Raw genomic sequence first — 21,462 nt, forward strand, 5'->3', positions numbered from 1 at the left:
GAGCCGTAGATCCGAAAGGTGACCATGTCCCGCCAGTCGGCGTCCCAGAAGCCGGTGACACAGCAGCCGGCGTCCCGAAAGTCGGCGCTGCAAGACATCGTTCCGCTCTCACCGCTCCAGGAGAGCCTGATCTTCGGGGCCACGTCCGGGCCCACGGGCGACGGGTCCACGTCGCACCCGGAGACGCCCGACCTGTACCTCGTGTACTCGGTCCTCGACATCGACGGCCCGCTCGACACCGACCGCCTGCGCACTGCGGCGGACGCTCTCGTGGACCGTCACTCCGCCCTGCGGACCTGCTTCCGCCGCCGCAAGGACGGTCGCTACGCCGGACTGGTCGTCGGCGGTGTCACCCCGTCGTGGCGGGAGGTGGACCTGTCCTCCGCCGACGAGAGCGACCGCGAGCGGGCCTGGACCGAAGAGATCCGTGCCATCGAGTCGAGCCACTTCGACGTCGCGACCCCGCCACTGGTGCGGTTCGTCGTCGCGCAGCTGCGGCCCGACCGGTGGCGGATCGCGCTGGTGTTCCACCACGCCGTCGTCGACGGCTGGTCGACGCCCATCCTGGTTCGGGAACTGTTCGCACTGTATGCCGGTGACCCACTGCCTCCGGTGCGCCCGTTCACCGATCACCTGACCCGGCTCGCCGGACTGGATCGCACCGCAGCGGACCGGGCCTGGCGCGACGTTCTCACCGGGGCGGAACCGACACTGCTCACCGAACCCGGGTCCACCCTGATCGCGCGCGGTGACGAACGCATCGCCGTGTCCGTGCCCGACCTCGCCCGGCACGGCCTGGCGTCCGTGGCGCGGGCGCACGGCGTCACCAGCAGCACCGTCCTGCACTGCGCGTGGGCGCTGGTCCTCGCCCGCACCCTGGGACGTCACGACGTCGTGTTCGGTTCCACCGTCTCGGGACGTGACCCGGAACTGGACGGCGTCGAGTCGATGGTCGGCCTGTTCATCAACACCGTCCCGGTCCGCGTCACCCTCGAGGTCGGCGACGACGTGTCCACGTTGCTCACCCGGGCACAGCGGTCGTCCGCGCGGGTGATGGACCACCAGTACCTGCCACTGGCGGAGACCTCGGCCCACGGCGGCAACACCGAACTCTTCGACTCACTGGTCATCTTCGAGAGCTACCCGTCCGACCGGTCGGCACTCGACGCGCTGATGGCACGCTCGGGTCTCACCCTCACCGGCACCGCGGGCACCGACCGGACGAACTTCCCGGTGACACTGTTCGCCGGCACCGTCGACGGCGCGACGACGGTGCAGTTGGCGTTCGACCCGGCTCTCGTCGACAGGGGCACGGCGGCTGTTCTGGCACAGCGACTCTCATCGGCCCTGTCCGCCCTCTGCGGCGACGGCTCCGCCGCCGCACAGCCGGGCAGCGCCATCGCACACCCGGGCGGCACCGCCGCCGTCAGGGAGTTCCACCTGCTCACACCGGCCGAACACGCTGCGGCCGTGCGTAATCCCGACCACCTGCTCCCGGGCACCCGAATCGACCTCGACGCCGCGATGTCGGAGGTCGCACGTGCCCACCCCGACCGGCCCGCGCTGGTCTGCGGAGGCATCGCGGTCACCTACGGTGAGTTCGACCACCGCGTCGGTGTCCTCGCGCACCGCCTGCAGGCCGCGGGTGTCCGCCTCGGCGACGTCGTCGCGGTGGCGGTCCCCCGATCCGCCGACATGGTGGTGGCGCTGTTCGCCGCGATGCGCTGCGGTGCCGCGTACCTTCCCCTCGATCCGGCACATCCCCGAGACCGGATCGACTACGTGCTGGCCGATTCCGGCGCGTCGGTGATCGTCACCGCGGGCGGATCGGTCGTCGAGTCCTCCCTCACCACCGTCGACCTCGCCACTGCGGACCACGATGCCGCCGCGTGCCCGTCGGGGAACCTGCCCGCACGCGACGGAGCGGAGGCCGCCTACGTCATCTACACCTCCGGCACCACGGGACGCCCCAAAGGTGTCGTCGTCCCCGCCGACGCGCTCGCCAACTTCGTCGACGACATGTGCGGACGCCTGCGCATCGACGCCGAGCGCCGGGTTCTCGCCGTCACCACCGTCTCGTTCGACATCGCGGTCCTCGAACTGCTCGCCCCCCTCTCCCGGGGTGCCTTCGTAACGATCGCGACCGACGACGAGGTGCGCGATCCGGCTCTCGTACACGCGCTCGCGGCCGAGCATCGGGTGAACCTGGTGCAGGCGACGCCGTCGTGGTGGGACGCGGTGCTGGCGCACGACGAGAGCGGATTCCCCAAGGGGGTGGACGTTCTCGTCGGTGGTGAGGCGGTTCCCGACCGGCTTGCCGACGCCCTCGCCTCCCGGGCGGCGTCGGTGACGAACATGTACGGCCCCACCGAGACCACGGTCTGGTCGACGACGGCCCGGATCACGTCCGGTGCACCCGTACGTATCGGCGCGCCGATCGCGAACACGTCCGTACGGGTGCTCGACTCGCACCTCACCCCGTCCGCGCCCGGCGCACCCGGCGAGCTGTACATCGGCGGGCTCGGGGTCGCCCGCGGATATCACGGCCGACCCGGACTCACCGCCACCCGGTTCGTGGCCGACCCGTACGGACCGTCCGGCACCCGCATGTACCGCACGGGCGACGTCGCCACGTCCCACCGGACCTCCGATTCGCAGGCGGGTCCGCTGCAGTATCTCGGCCGCACCGACCACCAGCTCAAGATCCGCGGCTACCGCGTCGAACCGGGCGAGGTGGAGTCGGCGCTCGAGGCGTGCCAGGGCGTCGACGCGGCGGTCGTCGTGGCCCGCGCCGACGCGGCAGGCACCGCTCGGCTCGTCGCGTACGTGGTGGCCGAGGCCGGGCCGGCAGAACTGCTCCGACACCTGAGGGACACGGTGCCGCCGTACATGGTCCCCTCGCTCGTGGTCCCCCTCGCTGCGTTCCCGCTCACCGCGAACGGCAAGATCGACCGCGCCGCACTGCCGGAGCCGAACTTCGCGTCGCACGGCGGACGAGCACCGGGCAACGACGTCGAACGCACGCTCTGCTCGCTGTTCGCGGAGATCCTCGGTGTCGACTCCGCCGTCGCCCTCGGCGTCGACGCCGACTTCTTCGACCTCGGCGGCCACTCACTGTCCGCGACCCGGCTCGTCGGTCGCATCGCCACCGATCTCGGCGTGACCATGCCGGTCCGCACCGTGTTCGACCACCCGACCGTCGCGGAGTTGGCACGTGCGGCGACGACCGATTCCGTGGTCCTGCCACCGATCCGCACCGCGCCCTCCGATGCCGACGTGCCCCTGTCGTTCAGCCAGCTGCGACTGTGGTTCCTCTCCCATCTTCAACCCGGCGCGGTGTACAACGTGCCGTTCGCGCTGCGCACGTCCGATCCCGTCGACGACCGCGCACTCGCGGCCGCGTTGCGTGACGTCACATCCCGCCACGACGCCCTGCACACCGTCGTCGACGAGGTCGACGGCGCCCCGCGGCCCCGGTTGCTGTCCCCGGACGTCCCACTGCACGTCGAGTCCGTCACCGAGGACACCCTGCCGGACGCCGTCCGCGCGGCGGCCGGCCACCCTTTCGACCTGGCGTCCGAGCCCCCGATTCGGGCGACACTGCTGCGACTGCCCGGCGGCGACACGGTGTTCGTGCTGGCACTGCACCACATCGCCACCGACGACTGGTCGGGACGGATCCTGCTCCGCGACCTCGCCGCCGCCTATCGCCATCGGTGCGTCGACATCGATTCCCCGTCGCCGCTACCCGTCCCCGAGGTGACGTACCGCGACTACGCGCGGTGGCAGCGTGACCTGCTGACCGACGAGGCCGGTGCCCTGGCCCGCCAGCGCGACCACTGGGTCGCGACGCTCGCCGATCTGCCGGACGAGATTCCACTACCCACGGATCGGCCGCGGCCACCCACCACCGAGTACGCCGGCGGAACGGTGTCGATCACCCTCGATCGCAGCCTGTCGGCGGCGCTGCACCGCACCGCCCGTGCACATCGCGTGACGCCGTTCATGTTCGCGCACGCCGCTGTCGCCGTCCTCCTGTCGGCGATGGGGTCCGGCACCGACATCCCCGTCGGCACACCGGTGTCCGGACGTGTCGACCCCGCGCTGGACGGCGTCGTGGGCATGTTCGTCAACACGGTCGTGCTGCGGACCGACCTCACGGGCAACCCGACGTTCGGTGACGTCCTCGCGCGGGTCCGCGACACCGACCTCGCTGCGATGTCCCATCAGGACCTGCCGTTCGACGCGCTCGTCGATGCCCTGAATCCGCCCCGTGCCCTCGGACGGCATCCTCTGTTCCAGGTGCTCGTCGACTACCAGCGCACCGACGGCACCGAGCACGCGGACGTCCTCGGTCCGTCCGGTCGGCGCGTCGAATTCGGCGTCGGCACGGCGAAATTCGACCTCGCCGTCGCCCTGGTGGAGAACACCGCCGACGGCACGGTCACCTTCTCGGTCGACTACGCCACCGACCTGTTCGACGAGGGCACCGTCCAGGCACTGACCCGCCGTCTCGCGGCGGTGGTGGAGCAGGTCACAACCGATTCCACGACACCGCTGTCCCGGCTGACCGTGCTCGTGGACGGAGAGCCGGCGCGCCTCGACGGTGGTGCGGTGGACGCCGCGGCCGGCGGATCACTCGCTCGGGTCCTCTCCGACACGGTCGCACGCCACGCGGACGCGACCGCGCTCGTCGGACACGACCGCTCCCTCACGTTCGCCGAACTCGACGCCGAGTCCGCCGCCCTGGCCCGCGTCCTGCGTGCTCGCGGCGCGGGTCCGGAGGTCGGTGTCGGTGTGGCGCTTCCCCGTTCGGTCGAGGCGGTCGTCGCATTCTGGGCCGTGGTACGAGCGGGCGGGATGTTCGTGCCGCTCGACCCGTCGTACCCGGCGGATCGTCTGGCAGGGATGGTCGAGGACGCGGAGATCCGGCAGATCGTCACGTCGTCGGCGTGCTCCCACGTGCTGCAGTCACTCCCGGGCGTGGAGGCCGTGCTGGTCGACGCCACCTGCGACCCGGCATGGGACACCGATCTGCCCGCCATCCAGCCGGATTCCGGCCTGTACACCATCTTCACGTCCGGTTCCACGGGGCGACCGAAGGGCGTCGTCGTCACGCACCGGGCCGCGGCGTCGCTGCTGACCGCCTACCGGGAGACGATCCTCGCCGACGCGCGGCCGACGGGTCGGGTGCTGTCGACGTACTCGATGTCCTTCGACTCGTCGCTGGCGCTGATGACGTGGATGTTCGACGGTCACACCTTGCACCTCCCGGACGACGACGTCGCGCGGGACGCCGCGGCCACCGTCCGCTACGTCCGCGAGCACCGGATCGACCACGTCGACACCGTGCCGGCGATGATGGCCGCCCTCCTCGACGAAGGGCTCGTGACGGATCCCTCCAACCGCCCGCGGTCGTTGACAGTCGGTGGTGACGCCACCCGGGGCGGGCTGTGGAACCGGCTCGCCGACACCGGGACGGTCGCCCGGAACTTCTACGGCCCAACCGAGAGCACCGTCGACACCACCTTCGCGGTGATCACGGCGGGCACCGACGTGAACATCGGGCACCCGCTGCCCGGCCGAACCGTCACCATCCTCGACGACTGGCTGCGCCCCGTCCCCACCGGCGTCCCCGGCGAGTTGTACGTCACGGGAACCGGTCTGGCGCGAGGGTACGTCGGGGCTCCGGGCCTGACGGCGGCACGGTTCGTCGCCGATCCCACCGGCGGCGGTGTCCGCCTCTACCGCACCGGAGACCTCGTGCGGTGTCGCCCGGACGGTGCGCTGGAGTTCCTCGGTCGCGCCGACGACCAGATCAAGGTGCGCGGACATCGCATCGAACTCGGCGAGGTCGAGGCGGCGCTGGCCGCCTGCGACGGCGTGGAGGACGCGGTCGCGGCTGTGGTGGCCGGTGAGGCCGAGGGTTCCGTGCCCCGTCTGGTGGGGTACGTCCGTGGCTCGGTGGACGCCGCGGCGGTGCGCGCGCAGCTGACGGCCCGGTTGCCGGAACACATGGTGCCCGTGCACATCGAGGTCGTCGACTCGTTCGCACTCACCGCGAACGGCAAGATCGACCGCCGCGCCCTACCCGAGCCCGTGTTCGCGTCCGCGTCGCCCACGGAGCCGCGTACTGAACGGGAGGCGCTGGTGTGCGCGGTGTTCGCGCGGACCCTCGGTGTGTCGCAGGTCGGTGCCGACGACGACTTCTTCGCGCTCGGCGGCGACAGCATCGTCTCCATCCAGGTGGTGTCCCGCCTCCGCTCGGAGGGACTCGTCGTCACCGCGAGGCAGGTGTTCGAATGCCGCACCCCCGCCGCGCTCGCCCTCGTCGCCGACTCGGCGTCGGCGGCGGTCACCCGGCGACGCCACGAACCCGTCGGCGACGTCCCACTCACCCCTATCGTCCTCGACGCCCTCGCCCGCGGACCACTCACCGCCCGGTACGTGCAGGCTCGACTGCTCACGGCACCCGACGGAATGACGGTCGCGACGCTGACCGCCGCGGTGCAGTGCCTGATCGACACGCACCCGATGCTGAGGTCCGTGCTGACGGTCGACGACAACCGGTGGCACGTACCCGACACCGGCGACGCCGCCGACCACGTCACCCGGGTGGACCTGACGACGGCAGCCGATCCGGCGGCCGCGATGGCCCAGGCCACCGAGAACGCGTACGCCGCCGTGCATCCGGGCAGACCCCTGCGCGTGGTGTTCTTCGACGCCGGGCCCGCCGAGTCGGGGCGGGTGCTGATCGCGGCGCATCACCTCGTGGTCGACGGCGTCTCGTGGCGCATCCTCGTCCCCGACCTGAAATCCGCATGGGAGGACGTGGCCGCGGGTCGCGAACCGACGCTGCCGCAGCCGGTCACCTCGTTCCGAGACTGGGCGCTGTCCCTGCGTGAGCTCGCCGAGTCGGACACCACGACCGCACAGCTGGCGCAGTGGCGTCGCGTGTCCGAGGCACCCGCCGGCCGCGCCATCGGGTCGCGTGCCCTCGATCCGTCCGTCGACACCGTCGGCTCGTGCCGCACCCGCACCGTCCTCACCGACCCCGCCGTCACCGAGGCGATCCTCGTCGACCTGCCCGCGCTGTTCCGTTCACGCGTCGACGACGTCCTGTTGACGGCGCTGAACCTGGCGACCGCTGCCACCACGGGGTCCACCACGTTGCGCCTCGATCTCGAAGGACACGGTCGCAGTGAGCATCTCGTCGCCGGTGCGGACCTCTCACGCACCGTCGGCTGGTTCACGTCGATGTTCCCCGTGGCACTCGACATGGGTGACGTGGACCTCGCCGACGCCCTCGCCGGTGGCCCGTCCGCGGGGATCGCCGTCGAACGCACCAGAGCGGGGCTGCACGCCGTCCCCGAGGAGCGAATCGGGTTCGGCCTGGCGCGGTACCTCCGCGATGCCCTCCCCGGGCACAGCACACCCGAGGTGGTGTTCAACTACCTCGGCCGTGCCACCGCAGGAGAGGCCCCCGGCGGCGCCTGGTCCGGCGCGCCCGAAGAGGGCCCGTTCAGCGGATCGGTGGATCCCGCCATGCCCCTCGATCACCTGATCGAGGTCAACGCGGTGACCGTCGACAGCACGGACGGACCCCGGCTGCACTGCGAGTTCTCCGCGGCCGCGGCGAGCGTCGACGAGTCGACGTTGCGGCGCCTCACGGACAGCTGGGCGGACGCTCTGGCCGGGCTGGCCCGTCACGCCGCCGATCCCGACGCCGGTGGCTACACGGCATCCGACATGACCTTCGCCGGCCTCGACGACGACGAGCTGGCAGACCTCGAAGCGGAGCTCGACATCCTGTGAGTACGACGACCACCACCCCTCCCACGCGGCGGCGCAAGCTCATCGAGAACGTCGTCCCGCTCACACCGCTGCAGCAGGGCATCCTCTTCCACGCGCAGCTGGCCGACTCCGACGACGGCACGGACGTGTACGTGGTGCAGATGGTGCTCGGCATCACCGCCCACCGCCCGCTCGACGCGGCCACGCTTCGCCGCAGCGCCCAGGCGCTGGTGGACCGGCACACCAACCTGCGCACCTGCTTCCGCACCCGCAGGACCGGTGAACCCATCGGCGTGGTGCTGCGCGAGGCGACGGTGCCGTGGACGGACGTGGACCTGCGCCCCGACGACGCCCATGCCGACGCGATGCAGCGGATCCGAGCCGACGACAAGGCCCGCGGCTTCGACGTCGGCGCCGCGCCGCTGCTGCGTTTCATCCTGATCCGGATCGACGAATCACGCTACGAGTTGGTGTTCACCTCGCATCACCTGCTCCTCGACGGGTGGTCGACACCACTGCTGATGCGGGAGCTGTTCCAGGTCTACGGGGCGGGCGGCGACCCCTCGGTGCTACCTGCCGCGCAGCCGTTCGAGAACTACCTGGCATGGCTCGGACGACAGGACACGACAACCGGACTGGAGTGCTGGGCCGAGTACCTCGGCGACGTCTCCGAGGGCACGCTGGTCGGGCCGGACGGCGCATCCCGCACCCCGGACATGCCGGACGTGTACCGGCCGAACGTGCCCGACACGATCGGGCACCGACTCCGGGAGCTCACCCGGTCGGCCGGGATCACCGCGAACACCGTCGTCCAGAGCGCATGGGCGCTGCTGCTCGGCTCGGTCACCGGACGCACCGACGTCACGTTCGGGTCCGTGGTGTCCGGACGTGTGCCCGACGTGCCCGGCATCGAGTCGATGATCGGCCTGTTCATCAACACCGTGCCCGTCCGGGTTCGGCTGTCGCCCGCCGAGTCCACGACCGCACTGCTGCAACGTGTGCACCGAGACCAGCTGACCGTCATGGAGCACCAGCACGTCGGACTCGCCGACATCGCCCGACGTGTCGGGGTCGGCGAGCTCTTCGACACCGTCGTCGTCTTCGAGAGCTACCCGGTCGACGGCGCAGCGATGGCCGACACGCACCGTCGGATCGGACTCGACGTCGGCGTGGTCGGCGGACGCGACGCGACGAACTATCCCCTCGCCCTCGTAGCCCAATTCGACGGAGAACTGGAGCTCGCGATCGAGTACCAGCCGTCCCTCTTCTCCGCCGAGGACGTCACCGACCTGGGCGCGAGCCTCGTCGCGATCGTCGACGCCCTCGTGGGTGATCGGGGCGACGCCGTGGCATCGGTCGGTGTCCGGCCCACACCGCACGCTCCCCGATCCCCTGCGCCCGGCACACCCGCGACGATGATCGACGCCGCCGCGGCCGGCGTGGCGCTCTGTCCCGACGCCGTCGCGGTGGCGTGCGGGAGCGCGTCCATGACCTTCGCGGAACTCGATCGGGCATCGAACCGGTTGGCGCGCCGGCTGATCGGAGCCGGCGTCGGGCCGGAGGTCGCCGTCGCGGTGGTCACGGCACGATCGATCGACGCCGTCGTCGCCCTGTGGGCGGTGCTCCGGTCCGGCGGCGTCTACGTGCCACTCGACCCCGCGTACCCGGCCGAACGGCTGGCAGGAATGATCGAGGACACCGGACCGCCGGTGATCCTCTGCACGGCGGGAACCGCCGCGGTGATCGCGGATGCAGTGGCCGGGTCCGGCGCCCTCCTCGTCGACCTGTCCGACGCGGACACCCGGCGAGCGATCGAGTCCTGCGATCCGTCGCCGCTGACCGACGCGGATCGCCGAGGCACCGTGCACCCCGAATCGTCGGTGTACGTCATCTTCACCTCCGGCACCACCGGAAGACCCAAGGGCGTCACCGTCACACATCGCGGACTGTGCACCCTGTTCGGGAGCCACCGCGCCGACCTCTACAGCGTGGCGACGCAGCGGGCCGGACGCGAGCGCGTCGGAGTCGGGCACGCGTGGTCACTCGGGTTCGACGCCTCGTGGCAGCCGATGCTGTGGATGTTCGCCGGACACACGGTGCACATCCTCGACGAGGACACGATGCGCGACCCCGAGCTCATCGCCCGGACCGTCGCCGAGAACCGGATCGACTTCATCGAGCTGACGCCGTCGATGCTCGACCGCGCCGTCGACTCGGGGTTGTTCGGTGCGCAGTCCGGCGACCACACCCCGGCCACCGTCGGCTTCGGCGGCGAAGCCGTCACCGGAGCACTGTGGTCGCGGCTCCGGGACTCGGGTGTGCACGCCGTCAACCTGTACGGACCCACCGAGTCCACCGTGGACTCGCTCGCGGCCTCCGTCGACGCGAGTGCCGAACCGGCACTGGGATTCCCGGTGCGCGGCTCCGGTGTTCGGGTCCTCGACGCGTGGCTGCGGCCGGTGCCCGCGGGCACGGCCGGTGAACTCTACGTGTGCGGTGCAGGTCTCGCGCGCGGCTACGTCGGAGCACCAGCGACAACCTCCGCCCGGTTCGTCGCCGATCCCGGCGGCTCGGGTGAGCGCATGTACCGCACGGGTGACGTCGTGACAGCCGGGCGCGACGGGACCCTGCGGTACCTGGGTCGTTCCGACGATCAGGTGAAGATCCGCGGGCACCGCGTCGAACTCGGCGAGGTCGAGGCCGCCCTGCGCCGGTGCCGAGGTGTGGAACAGTCCGCCGCAGGCGTTCACGTCGACGTCCGTGGCGTCCGCCGCCTCGTGGGCTACGTCGTCGGCGCCGCCCCCGACCTCGCCGCCCTCGCGGCCACCCTGCCCGATCACATGGTCCCCGCGGCGGTCGTACCGCTGGTGGACCTTCCGCGCACCGCGAACGGCAAGGTGGACCGCGCCGCCCTGCCGGCCCCGGACTTCTCCACACTCACGACCCGGACCGCGCCGCGCGACGAGCTCGAATCCGTTCTCGCACACGTGTTCGCCGATGTTCTCGGTCTCCCCGAGATCGGTGTCGACGACGACTTCTTCACGCTCGGCGGCGACAGCATCGTGTCCATCGCGCTCGTCGGGCAGGCGCGGACAGCCGGTGTGCACGTGACGGCGCGGGACGTGTTCGACGGTAGAAGCATTGCGGCGGTGGCGGACAGGGTGCGGTCGCGGTCCGACATCCTGCCGACGGTGTCCGGCGACGAGACGGGCGAGGTTCCGATCACCCCGGTCGTGGCGCGGACCCTCGCTCGCGGCGGCAACTTCGCCCGCTTCTGTCAGGCCCGCCTGTTGATCGCCCCGGACGACGCCGCCGATGTCGATGCCCGGGCGGCCGTGCAGACCGTCCTGGACACGCATGCGACCCTTCGCTCGACACTCACCGACGAGCCGAGGTGGACCGTCCGTGCTGCCGGCGCGGTCGACGCCGCGGACGTCGTCGACTACGTCGTGTGCCCGGACGACGCCGGATTCACCGAGGTGCTGGACCGGGAACGGCGGCGAGCGTTCGACTCCCTCGACCCCGTGACCGGCCGGCTGATCAAGGTCGTGTTGTTCGATCGCGGCGGCGGCGGACGCAACCGCCTCCTCGTCGTCGTCCACCACCTCGCGATCGACGCGGTGTCGTGGCACATCCTCGTGCCCGACCTGCGCTCGGCGTGGGAGCGTCGGCCGCTCGCGGCGCCCGGCACACCGTTCCGGGAATGGGCGCGTGCGCTCGCTCGGGTTCCGAAAACCGTACGCACGCAATCGGAGTACTGGGACGAGGTCGACGCGGCGGCGGCAACCGAGCCCCGGGTGACGGTCGCCGAACCCGGCGGCCCCGGCACGACTCTCGCCGACGGTGTCCACGCGGACGAGCGACTGGACACCACGACGACGGCCACGGTCCTCGCCGCCGCGAGCCGCCTGGGCGTCGGAGTCGACCACGTGCTGGCGACGGCCGTGACGATCACGGTAGCCCGCCTCGCCGGGCACACCGCGCCGTTGCGAGTGGACATCGAACGCCACGGCCGCGAAGAGGCACTGTTCGACACGACGACGGACCTGTCGCGAACCGTCGGCTGGTTCACCGCGATCGCGCCGGTGGCACTGGACGTCTCGGGCACGCTCGACGCCGCGGCGGGACACTGGTCCGCAGGCGAGATGGCCGCCGCGACCACCGCCGTCGCGACGGCGATGCGAGCCACACCCACCGGGGGTGTCGGCCACGGCGCCCTCCGGCAGTTCGGCGGCGCGGACACACCCGTGCCGGTGCCCCAGATCCTGTTCAACTACCTGGGCCGGACGACGATCGGCGAGGCAGTGGGCGAGCCGTGGGCGGGTGCCCCCGAAGCCGGCTCTCTCGGCGGGACCATCGACCGCGCCACGTCCGCCGGCCACGCGTTGCAGTTCGACGCTCTCGTCGAGGACACCCAGACCGGACCGGAGTTGGTGTGCGAGTGGACGGGAATCCCCGCCCTCCTCGCCGACCACTGCGACACGGCCACCGTCGCACGCACCTTCGTCGACGTCCTGCACCGAATCACCCACCCCATCGAGGAAGGACACCAGTGACCACCTGCATCGTCCCCGCGGATCGCGTCCGAACGGATCTCGCGAACATCCTGGAACTCGGCATCGGCGAACTCGAGGAGGACGTCGACCTCAGCGATCTCGGCCTCGACTCCGTGCGCCTGATGATGCTCGTCGATCAGTGGCGGGCCGACGGCTGCGACGTCGACTTCGTCTCCCTCGCGAGCGCACCCGTCCTGGCCCGCTGGATCGAGATACTCGACGGCGATTCGGTCACGGAGTCACCGTCGTGATCCTGCGCGAGAAATTCGTCGTCGACGTCTCACCACTCAGAACCAGCCGCGAGTTCCGATATCTGTTCGTCGCCCGTGTGGTCTCGATCCTCGGCCTCGGCATGCTGGCGGTGACGGTACCGCTACAGACGTTCACGCTGACCGACTCCACCATGCACGTCGCTCTCGTCGCTGCGGTGCTCGGTGTCAGCACGTTCTCCGGGACGTTCGCCGGTGGCGTACTCGCCGACCGCGCCGATCGCCGCCTCGTCATCGCGGTGTCGCGCGGCACGGCAGGAGTCATGTTCGCGGTGCTGGCGCTCAACGCCTTCCTGCCCGCTCCACAGTTGTGGATCATCTACGTCGCCGCGGCGATCGACGGCCTGTGCGGCGGCATCTCGGCAACCGCGCTGATGGCGGTGACGCCGTCGCTGATCCCGCGCGACAAGATTCCCGCGGCCGGCGCGCTGATGGCGTTGACGGCGGACCTCGGGTCGATGGTCGGACCTGCGGTGGGCGGTGTGGTGATCGCGGCCACCAACGTGGGGGTCACGTATGCGTCCGCGGCGGCGCTGACCGCGGTGACCACGTTCTGCATCACCCGGCTGCCGTCGCTGCCACCCGCGGACGCCACACAGGAGTCGGCGATGGAGTCGCTCCGGTCGGGTGCGCGGTTCGCGTTCGGCAACCGGGTCATCGGCGGTGTCCTCGCCGCGGGATTCGTGACGATGCTCCTCGCCGGATGGGCGGTGCTCATTCCCGAGTACGCGACGGAGGTGCTGAACGTCGGTCCGGCGTCGACGGGCCTGCTGTACACGGCGCCGGCGATCGGCGCGGTGCTCGGATCGTTGACGAGTGGGTGGACGGCCGGCGCACGGCGCGTCGGCGTCGCGATCTTCGTCGCGATGTTCGTCTCGGCGGCAGGCCTGGCCGGCGCGGGCGCGACGTCCATCCTGGTGCTGTCGCTGGTGTTCCTGGCGGCACACGGGTTCGGGGACGCGATCACCGAGATCCTCCGCTACTCCACCGTGCAACGACACACCCCCGACGAGTTCCGCGGACGCGTCGCCGGAGTGTGGTCCGCGCAGGTGACGGCCGGCGCGGCACTCGGCGCACTCGTCGCCGGCGCGGTCGCCGCTCTCGTCCCGGTGCAGACTGCCCTCGCCGCGTACGGCGTCACCGGCCTGGTGTGCGTGGCGTTCCTCGCGGTCACTCTGAAGTCGTTGCGTGCCCTGGACGAGACGCCCGAGCCGAGCTACGTCGAGTAGCCCGGCCCGATGGACGCGCGGCACGAACTCCACTCACTCGTAGTGTTCGTCGAAGTCCCTGTCGTGGTCTGCGGTGTGGCCGTACTCGGTCTCGGTGGCGTTCAACCGCCAGTAGCCGATGACGAGGGTGACCTTGCGGTTCAGCCCGGCTTCCACACGCAGGTACCGTCGCAGTTCGAGCACCACCCGCGATTCCGCGGACACCCACGCGAACACGGAACCGTCGGTCGGCAGCTCCACGGACTTCGCGGCATCGATCAGGAGTTCGGTGCTCCCGGCGGGGGCACCGTTGCGGTGCAGCCACCGGACCTCGACGCCCACGGGGCGAACGAGATCCTGTTCCTCCGCAGGGTTGTCGATCTCGACGAGCGCCACGCCTCGGGCGTCCGGGTGCAGGCGTTCGAGCATCCGGCCGATGGCCGGGAGCGCGGTCTCGTCACCGACGACGAGGTACCAGTCGGACTCCTTTGCGGTGATGCCGCCGCCTCCGGCTGCCCCGATCGCGGAACCAGGCTGCGCGCGTTCGGCCCAGGCGCTGGCGAGACCCTCGTCGCCGTGGCGGACGAAGTCGATGTCCATCTCCGCCTTCTCGGGGTCGAGACGGCGAACCGTGTACGTACGGACTCGTTGGCGCACAGTCGGATCAGGCCAGCTGAGACGTCCGGATGCGGACCCGACCGGGAGAACGAGATTGCCGTCCGGGTCGGGGAACACGAGCTTGACGTTCGGGACGCGGGACGGGTCGTGCGCATAGGTGGCCACTCCCGCGCCGGCGAACGTCACTCGCCGCATCAGCGGCGTCACATCGGTCACCCGGGCGACCTCGATGACACTCGGGAGCGTTCCCGGGGGCAGATCATCTTCGACGTCAATGCTTTCCACATCATTGGGGCGTGTCATGACTTCCTGTTCCGTATGGTGTCGTTCGGCGAAACTTCTTCGTTTTCCTCTCGGATCACGTTACACAACAACACATGTCAACATCGGGACGTAGCACCCCCGTTCGCCGTCCTGCCCACCTACTCTGGAGAGGACACACGGTCGATCGGGGAGGATCCGGCGTATGACTCGAACAGTTGTGGTGGACAGGGGCATCGGCACGACCACGACACGATCCGGACGCCGAGGGGAGCCGACCCGGGAATCGGGCGTGTTCGAACTGTCACGCCCGGATCGGTCGATCTCGGCCAGCGGAGTCCGGGCCGGGTTCGACGACCCACGTGCGGCACTCGAACAGCTTCGGTCGGGCTCGGTCTCGGCCGTCGTCGGCGCGCTGCCGTTCCGCCGCGATCGACCTGCCGCGCTCTTCGAGCCTGTGACGATGCGACACCACGACGGGTCGGCAGCGGTGACTCACGCACCCGCGCTCCCTGCTTTCACAGTCGGAAACCTCCACGACGCTTCCCATCTCGATCGGGTTGCGGCAGGCGTCGCCGTACTGGCCGACGCCTCGTCGCCGCTGCAGAAGGTCGTGCTGGCGCGCACGGTGGAGCTCTCCTCCGAGCACGAGACACATCCGATGGCGGCATTCGCCGCCTTGGTGGCGGGAACGCCCACGGGGAACGGATACTGCGTCGACCTGAGCTCCGCAGGCGCCGAGTACTCGGGGCGCACCCTGGTGGGGTCGTCACCGGAGGTGTTGATCCGCAAGAGCGGTGACGTCGTGTCGTGTCACCCACTGGCAGGATCGGCACCACGGTTCACCGACCCGGAGCAGGATCGCTCGAGCGGACGCACCCTGACGCAGTCGTCGAAGGATCTGCGAGAGCATGCCTTCGTGGTGGACGCACTGCGGGAGACGCTGGCCCCGTTCTGCAAGACCTTGGACATTCCGGATCAGCCGACGTTGACGAACACGCCGCAGTTGTGGCACCTGGGGACGCCGATCAGCGGTGTGCTGGCCGATCCGTCCACACCGTCGTTGGAGATGGCGTTGGCGTTGCATCCGACACCGGCGGTGTGCGGTACGCCGACCGACGTCGCCTACTCCACGATCGAGGAGCTGGAGGGCGAACGAGGCTTCTACGGCGGGGCCGTCGGCTGGTGCGACGCGGGCGGCGACGGGGAGTGGATGGTGACCATCCGCTGCGCCGAGATCTCGGCCGACCGGCGACGGATCACGGCATACGGCGGCGGCGGAATCATCGCCGAATCCGATCCGGACGCGGAACTGGCGGAGACGGTCACGAAGCTCGGGACCGTCCTTCGCGCACTGGGAGTGTCGACCGACGTCTGACCGGACCGACCGGCGGTCGAACCGCCCGCCCGTCTCGGGCTCGGTCCGGTGTCAGCCCCGTGTCGACAACGTGAGACGGGAGTGTCTGCGTACCAGGAGGCTGGGCGCCCACTCGGCATCCACCAGACCCACGGACTCGGTGCGCTCGAGCAGCAGTCTCAGTGCGACCTGCGCCTCCATCCGGGCCAGCGCGGCGCCGACGCAGAAGTGCGCTCCCCGCCCGAACGCCACGTTCGCCTTGAGGTTGGGGCGGTGCAACCGCACCTCGTCCGGCGCCTCGAACACCGCCGGGTCACGGTTCGCCGCTCCCCACAGCAGCGTCAGGTGGCTTCCCGCCCCGAGCGGGACGCCACCGAGCGACGTCTGCCGGGTGACGTGCCGGTGATGCCCGCGGAACGGCGACTCGAAGCGCAGCATCTCGTCGATGAAGGGCGCCACCATCGTCGGGTCCGCGCGCAGGAGCGACTGCAGATCGCGCCGCTCCGCGAGCACCCGTGCCGCCGAACCGATCAGGCTCGCCGTGGACTCTCCCCCGGCACCGACGAGCTGCACCAGGATCAGCACCGCCTCGGTGACACCCACCGCACCCCCTGCGCAGGCCCGAGCCAGGTCCCCCAGCAGGTCGTCGCGCGGATCACGTTGCGCCCGTTCGAAAGCGGCGTACAGGTGGCCGGCGAGCAGGGCGGCCGACACCGACAGAGCCGACAGCTCCGACTCTGTCACCACGCCGCCGAGCATCTCGGTGCTGTCGTACGACCACGCCAGCAGCTGCGGCACGTCGCCGTCGGGGAGGCCGATCAGCCGCGCCACCATGGCCATCGGCAACCGGTCCGCGACGGCCGCCGCCCAGTCGATCCTCCGCCCGTCCAGCCCGTCCTCCCACAGCCGCTCGGCAAGAGCGCCGACCTGGGGCTCGAGGGCCCGAATCCGCTTGGCCACCAACGTCGGGAGCACCAGCCGACGGTGCGCGGCATGGTCGGGGTCGTCGGCGGTCGCCAGTACCTGCACCGCCTGTCCACCGCCGGTCATGTCGAAGGCCGCCGGCCCGTCCGTCCCCTGCACCAGTGCGGCGGTGAGGTGGGACGAAAAGTCGTCGGTGCGCGCACACGCCTCCGCAACCAGCTCCGCGGTGGACACCAGATACCGATCCGTTCCCGGCACGCGACACACCGGTGCGTGCTCGCGCAGCCATGCGTAGAGCGGATACGGATCGTCCAGGACGTCGGGATCGAACAGGTCCAGCGCCGGCACCTCGTTCACGTTCACTCCTGTCGTGGTCGCCGTGGGTCCGGCTCACCGTCGCAGGACCTGTTCGGGAGCGTCAAGGGGGCGCGGGAAAGTGAGATTCCCCAGTTCGCAGGGGGTGCGCCGCCGTCTCACCACGACGGCGTCGTCGCTGGTCGAGTGCCGATTCGGGGTAGACGCTCGGCGCATTTCTGTCTCAGAATGAGACGTACCTTCCGAACGAATTCCAGGGGGTTGGATGACCGGCCGCACCGACTGGCTCACCGGCACACCGCGCCGCGAGGCGGCCACCGACCGCATCCTCACCGCAGCCGCGGCAGTGCTCGCCGAGCGCGGATTCGACGCCGTCACCGTCGACGCCGTCGTCGACAGGGCCGGCTGCTCGCGCGCGACGCTGTACCGGTACCTCGGTGGCAGGCAGGCGATTCTCGACGGGGTGATCGCCCGCGCCGCCACCGAGGTCGCCGACCGGGTCAGCGCTGCCGTCGACGGGTTGGACGGCGCGGACCGAGTGGTCGAGGCGATCCTGGTCTCGGTGGGTGCGGTCCGGTCGAATCCGGCGCTGGGCACCTGGTTCACCGGCTCCCGATCCCGCACCGTCGACGACTACCTCGCGTCCTCCACACAACTCGGTGCGCTGTCCGCGACGCTCACCGGGCTCGGCGGCGACGAGGCCGGGTCGCGCTGGATCGTCCGGGTCGTGCTGACCCTGCTGACGTGGCCACTGCCCGACGCCGAGACGGAACGGGAGACGGTGCGACGCTTCGTCGCACCGGCGTTCTCCTGAGACCAGTGCCCGCCCCCGTGAACGACGTTCCGGACAGGACGTTCAGGACAGGTCCGCGAGCACGCCCTCCGCACTGCGGGCCGCGACGGCGCACGCCCGGGCGGTGAACCCGTCGACGAGGGGATGTTCCGCGCGCGCACGCCAGTACCGCACCGCGCCGAGTGCGAGGTCACGCTGCTGTGAGGCGCCGGCGTCGGGGTCGAGACCGAGCCGTTGGGTGGCGGCGACGCCCTGCCCGCCGACGATGCGCTGCAACAGTCGGGTGTCGTCGTCGTCCAGCGTCACGGGTGTCGATCGCAACCGCCCGAGCAGCCGGATCTCCTGGAACCCGTGACCGTCCGACAGCGCCTGCTTGACGGAGTTCAGGACCCGCCCGGCATCGGCGCCCGGCTCGTGTGCGAGGAGCCGTTCGAGCGCGAGCAACGCCGAATGGGCCTTGAGCTGGTCGGCGCGTTGCCCGAACTGGACGTCGATCACCTGCTGCAGTTCGTCGAGTCCGCTGCGTTCGACGAGCTCCGCCGCCAGCGTCGGCGAATCCTGCGTCCCGAGTTTGACGAGCGTGACGGCCAGCCGGATCCCGAAGAGTCCGAATCGATGCGCCAGCTGCACCCGCAGTTCGACGTCGACGGGCAGCGGGCTCTCGGGCCGTGCGAACCGGTCCGCCGACAGCATCGCCACCTGAAGGTCGTCCGACGGAACCTCGGCGAGAGCGCGGAACGCCTCGAACTCGGCCTGCCGCAGGGTGCGGGCGCCGAGTGCGAGGAGGCCGGCGACGGGCACCACAGCCTGACAGAGTCCTGTGCGTTCGAGTTCGGTGGCGAAGCGGTCGGCCACCTCCCGTGCGGACGACATCGCGTCGATGCGGCCCGCGCCCACCTCGTCGGCGCGGGACACCACCCCGACGACTCCCAGCGGACCTGACTCCCCACCGACGTGTACGCCGATCCGCCCGAGGAAGTCCACGTCGGACGCGCCGAGCGTGCGCAGCAGATAGACCACGGCGTCCGCACCCGACGTCCCGTCCTCGGGGGCCAGCATGCTCAGTGTCCGGGCCGAGACATCCCGGGACAGCGACGACGTGCCGGGAGTGTCGATGATCGTGGTGTGCCGCAGGGCGCGAGCCGGCCACTGCACCTCCAGCCGATCCACGTCGGCGGCGGTCAAGCGGCCGAGATCGAAGGTGAGCGCACCACCGATCCGGTGAACGGGCACGTTCGCGGTGCGGTCCCCGGCGTACCGGGCGGTGACGCTCGGGGTGGCGCCGCTGCGGTACCAGGTGACGACGCGGGTGCACTCGGTCGAATCGGTCGGCGCGATGTCCTGGCCGACAATGGAATTGAGGAGCGTCGACTTCCCCGCCTTGAGCGATCCGGCGAGCGCGATACGCAGCGGTTCCTCGAGGCGCCGCGCGCAGTCCTCGAGTCCGGCCCGCGCCCGGCCACCGGCCGCCTCGCGCGCCGCACCGATCAACTCCCGTGCGGAATCGAGCGCAGCACCGGTCACGACGCCGCCCCGGTCACCGCGGACCGTGCGGACGCGAGAACCCGCATCAGCTCCTCGATCTCGGCGGCACGCCGGGTGCGCTCGGACGCGGCGAGCTGCGCCGCCTCCTGGGCGGCACGCAGCGACTCGGCGAGCGAACGCAGCGTCTGCTCCGCGACCTCGGTGAAGTGGTCCCGCAGCAGACGCTGGATCAGCCGCAGTCGGTCCTTCGACTCCTTGCCCGCCTGGAAGCTGACGTCGTCGACGAAACGACGGATCGCGACCTTGGCCTCGCTGCGGCGCTTGAGGATTCGCGACTCCCGGTCCTCGCGGTAGGCCTTGGTGCCGAGCAGGAGACCGGCACCGACAGAGATCGGATTGACCAGGGCCATACCCATCATCGTCGTGATCAGGCCGAACATCAGCACACCGCCGTACGACCCGCGCATTCCCACCAGCACCTTCTGGGTGATGCCGATGCGCCCCGATTCCAGGTCGGCGAGCGACGCCACCGGGTCGAGCAGGCCGTCCAGGTCCGCCGCGTCCAGGTGTGGCAGTGCCACGGCGCCCGATTCGGAGAAGGTGCCCGCGACCACTTCGGCCAGCCACACGGAGCGGTCGTGCGCCCACACGAAGTTGTCGCCGATGGCCATCGCCACCTGCTGTTCGAGCCACTCCCCGTGTTGCTGCCAGTCCTTGCCCGGGTCGCCCTCGTCCACGACCTCCTCGGCCTCCCGGGTGACCCGCCGCAGCCGGTCCCGCAGGTCGTGGTCGATGTCGGCGGCGAGATCGGCGATGCCGTCGCCGAGTATCTGCTGCCACTTCGACGACTTCTTCTGCAACTCCTCGGCCACCGCCTTCGCCTTCTGCAGTTCGGCGACCGCGGCGGCGCCCTTCGCCGGGTCCCGCAGGGCCGCCAGCTCGCTGCCGAGCGACAGCGACAGATGTTCTGCGACGGAACGGATGTCGAGCGAGACGGCCTGGTGGATCGCCTCCACGGTGCGGGTGCGCACCTGTTCGCGGAGGAAGTCGTAGAGCCCGGCGAACCCGGACTCGGCGTCGAGCTCGGCATCGCCCAGTCGCAGGGCGTGTGTCCGCAGGGCGGAGGACAAGGGAATCAGCGGCAGTTGCAGTCCCTCCCGCGTCAGGTGCTCGCGGTCGGCGGCGACGATCTCCCGCCAGTGCGGGTACAGGTCGGTCTTGCTGATCAGGCAGGCCACCGCGGGGCACAGGCCGACGACCTGGTGGAGGAACGCGATCTCCGGCTCGGTGAACTCCTGGCTCGCGTCAGAGAGCACGAGCACCGCGTCAGCCGAGGTGACGAGGCCGAGAGTGGCTGCGGCATGCGGGTTCCCGTGACCTCCGACGCCGGGGGTGTCCACGAGGACCACACCTTCCGCCAGCAGCGCGCTGGGAACTCCGATCTCGACCCGCAGCACCTCGCGGCCACCGGCCGCGGGAGTCGTCGGGGTGAGCGCCGCGAGTTCGGTGAGCGGTAGGGGAACACGCACCGGGTCCAACCCGGGCTCGACGAGAACGAGTTCCGCAGCGGCGGGGTCCGCGTTCTGCACAACCGTCACGACCGCGGTGGTCTCGTCGTCTCCCACCGAGCAGACGTTCAGGTTCAGCAGCGAGTTCACCAGCTGGCTCTTGCCCTGCTTGAGCGGGCCGACGACGACGATGCGCATCCTGGGGTCGACGAGCCTGGTGCGGGCACCGTCCAGACGAGCGACCAGATCGGTGCGGCCGGCACCGGCCGCGACCGCTGCGACGTCGTCGACGAGACCGGTCAGTGTCGTCGATCGTGCCCCGCCGATCGGCGTGGCCGTACCGGATGCGTTGTCCATGAACCCGACCCACACTT

At 70.7% G+C, this 21,462-nt stretch carries 10 protein-coding genes; 6 read left to right on the forward strand and 4 right to left on the reverse strand.

What is annotated here, in order from left to right:
• Positions 1-24: 24 nt before the first annotated feature.
• The 4 genes from ACFSJG_RS24695 to entS are packed head-to-tail and all read left to right on the forward strand — an operon-like array spanning position 25 to position 13,848.
• Complete coding sequence (locus ACFSJG_RS24695; RefSeq protein ID WP_378487857.1) at positions 25-7,815, forward strand: amino acid adenylation domain-containing protein; 7,791 nt, start codon at positions 25-27, stop codon at positions 7,813-7,815.
• Positions 7,812-12,350 (forward strand): amino acid adenylation domain-containing protein, encoded by a 4,539-nt coding sequence (locus tag ACFSJG_RS24700; RefSeq protein WP_378487858.1) that lies wholly within the window; start codon positions 7,812-7,814, stop codon positions 12,348-12,350. The genes ACFSJG_RS24695 and ACFSJG_RS24700 overlap by 4 nt, the downstream gene beginning before the upstream one ends.
• Positions 12,347-12,601 carry a phosphopantetheine-binding protein gene (locus tag ACFSJG_RS24705; protein ID WP_378487859.1) on the forward strand — a complete coding sequence of 85 codons (255 nt, stop codon included), beginning with the start codon at positions 12,347-12,349 and terminating at the stop codon, positions 12,599-12,601. The genes ACFSJG_RS24700 and ACFSJG_RS24705 overlap by 4 nt, the downstream gene beginning before the upstream one ends.
• Complete coding sequence (entS, locus tag ACFSJG_RS24710; protein ID WP_378487860.1) at positions 12,598-13,848, forward strand: enterobactin transporter EntS; 1,251 nt, start codon at positions 12,598-12,600, stop codon at positions 13,846-13,848. The genes ACFSJG_RS24705 and entS overlap by 4 nt, the downstream gene beginning before the upstream one ends.
• A 33-nt stretch (positions 13,849-13,881) precedes the next feature.
• Here entS and ACFSJG_RS24715 read toward each other — a convergent pair whose 3' ends face one another.
• Positions 13,882-14,661 (reverse strand): siderophore-interacting protein, encoded by a 780-nt coding sequence (locus ACFSJG_RS24715; RefSeq protein WP_378487861.1) that lies wholly within the window; start codon positions 14,659-14,661, stop codon positions 13,882-13,884.
• A gap of 250 nt (positions 14,662-14,911) precedes the next feature.
• On the opposite strand from ACFSJG_RS24715, the gene ACFSJG_RS24720 reads away from it, so the two are divergent.
• Positions 14,912-16,084, forward strand: coding sequence for an isochorismate synthase (locus tag ACFSJG_RS24720; protein WP_378487862.1), 1,173 nt, complete (start codon positions 14,912-14,914; stop codon positions 16,082-16,084).
• A gap of 51 nt (positions 16,085-16,135) precedes the next feature.
• Here the strand turns inward: ACFSJG_RS24720 and ACFSJG_RS24725 are convergent, their stop codons facing one another.
• On the reverse strand, positions 16,136-17,350 hold the full coding sequence (locus tag ACFSJG_RS24725) for a cytochrome P450 (protein ID WP_378487863.1): 1,215 nt from the start codon (positions 17,348-17,350) through the stop codon (positions 16,136-16,138).
• Between the two features lie 217 nt (positions 17,351-17,567).
• On the opposite strand from ACFSJG_RS24725, the gene ACFSJG_RS24730 reads away from it, so the two are divergent.
• Positions 17,568-18,116, forward strand: a complete 549-nt coding sequence (locus ACFSJG_RS24730; RefSeq protein ID WP_378487864.1) for a TetR/AcrR family transcriptional regulator — start codon at positions 17,568-17,570, stop codon at positions 18,114-18,116.
• Positions 18,117-18,158: 42 nt separating this feature from the next.
• Here ACFSJG_RS24730 and ACFSJG_RS24735 read toward each other — a convergent pair whose 3' ends face one another.
• Together ACFSJG_RS24735 and ACFSJG_RS24740 are read right to left on the reverse strand one after the other, a co-directional pair.
• Positions 18,159-19,619 (reverse strand): dynamin family protein, encoded by a 1,461-nt coding sequence (locus tag ACFSJG_RS24735; protein ID WP_378487865.1) that lies wholly within the window; start codon positions 19,617-19,619, stop codon positions 18,159-18,161.
• Positions 19,616-21,445, reverse strand: coding sequence for a dynamin family protein (locus tag ACFSJG_RS24740; protein ID WP_378487866.1), 1,830 nt, complete (start codon positions 21,443-21,445; stop codon positions 19,616-19,618). The genes ACFSJG_RS24735 and ACFSJG_RS24740 overlap by 4 nt, the downstream gene beginning before the upstream one ends.
• Positions 21,446-21,462: the final 17 nt, after the last annotated feature.

The sequence above is a fragment of the Rhodococcus gannanensis genome (genome assembly GCF_042681175.1).
Lineage (GTDB): Bacteria > Actinomycetota > Actinomycetes > Mycobacteriales > Mycobacteriaceae > Rhodococcus_G > Rhodococcus_G gannanensis.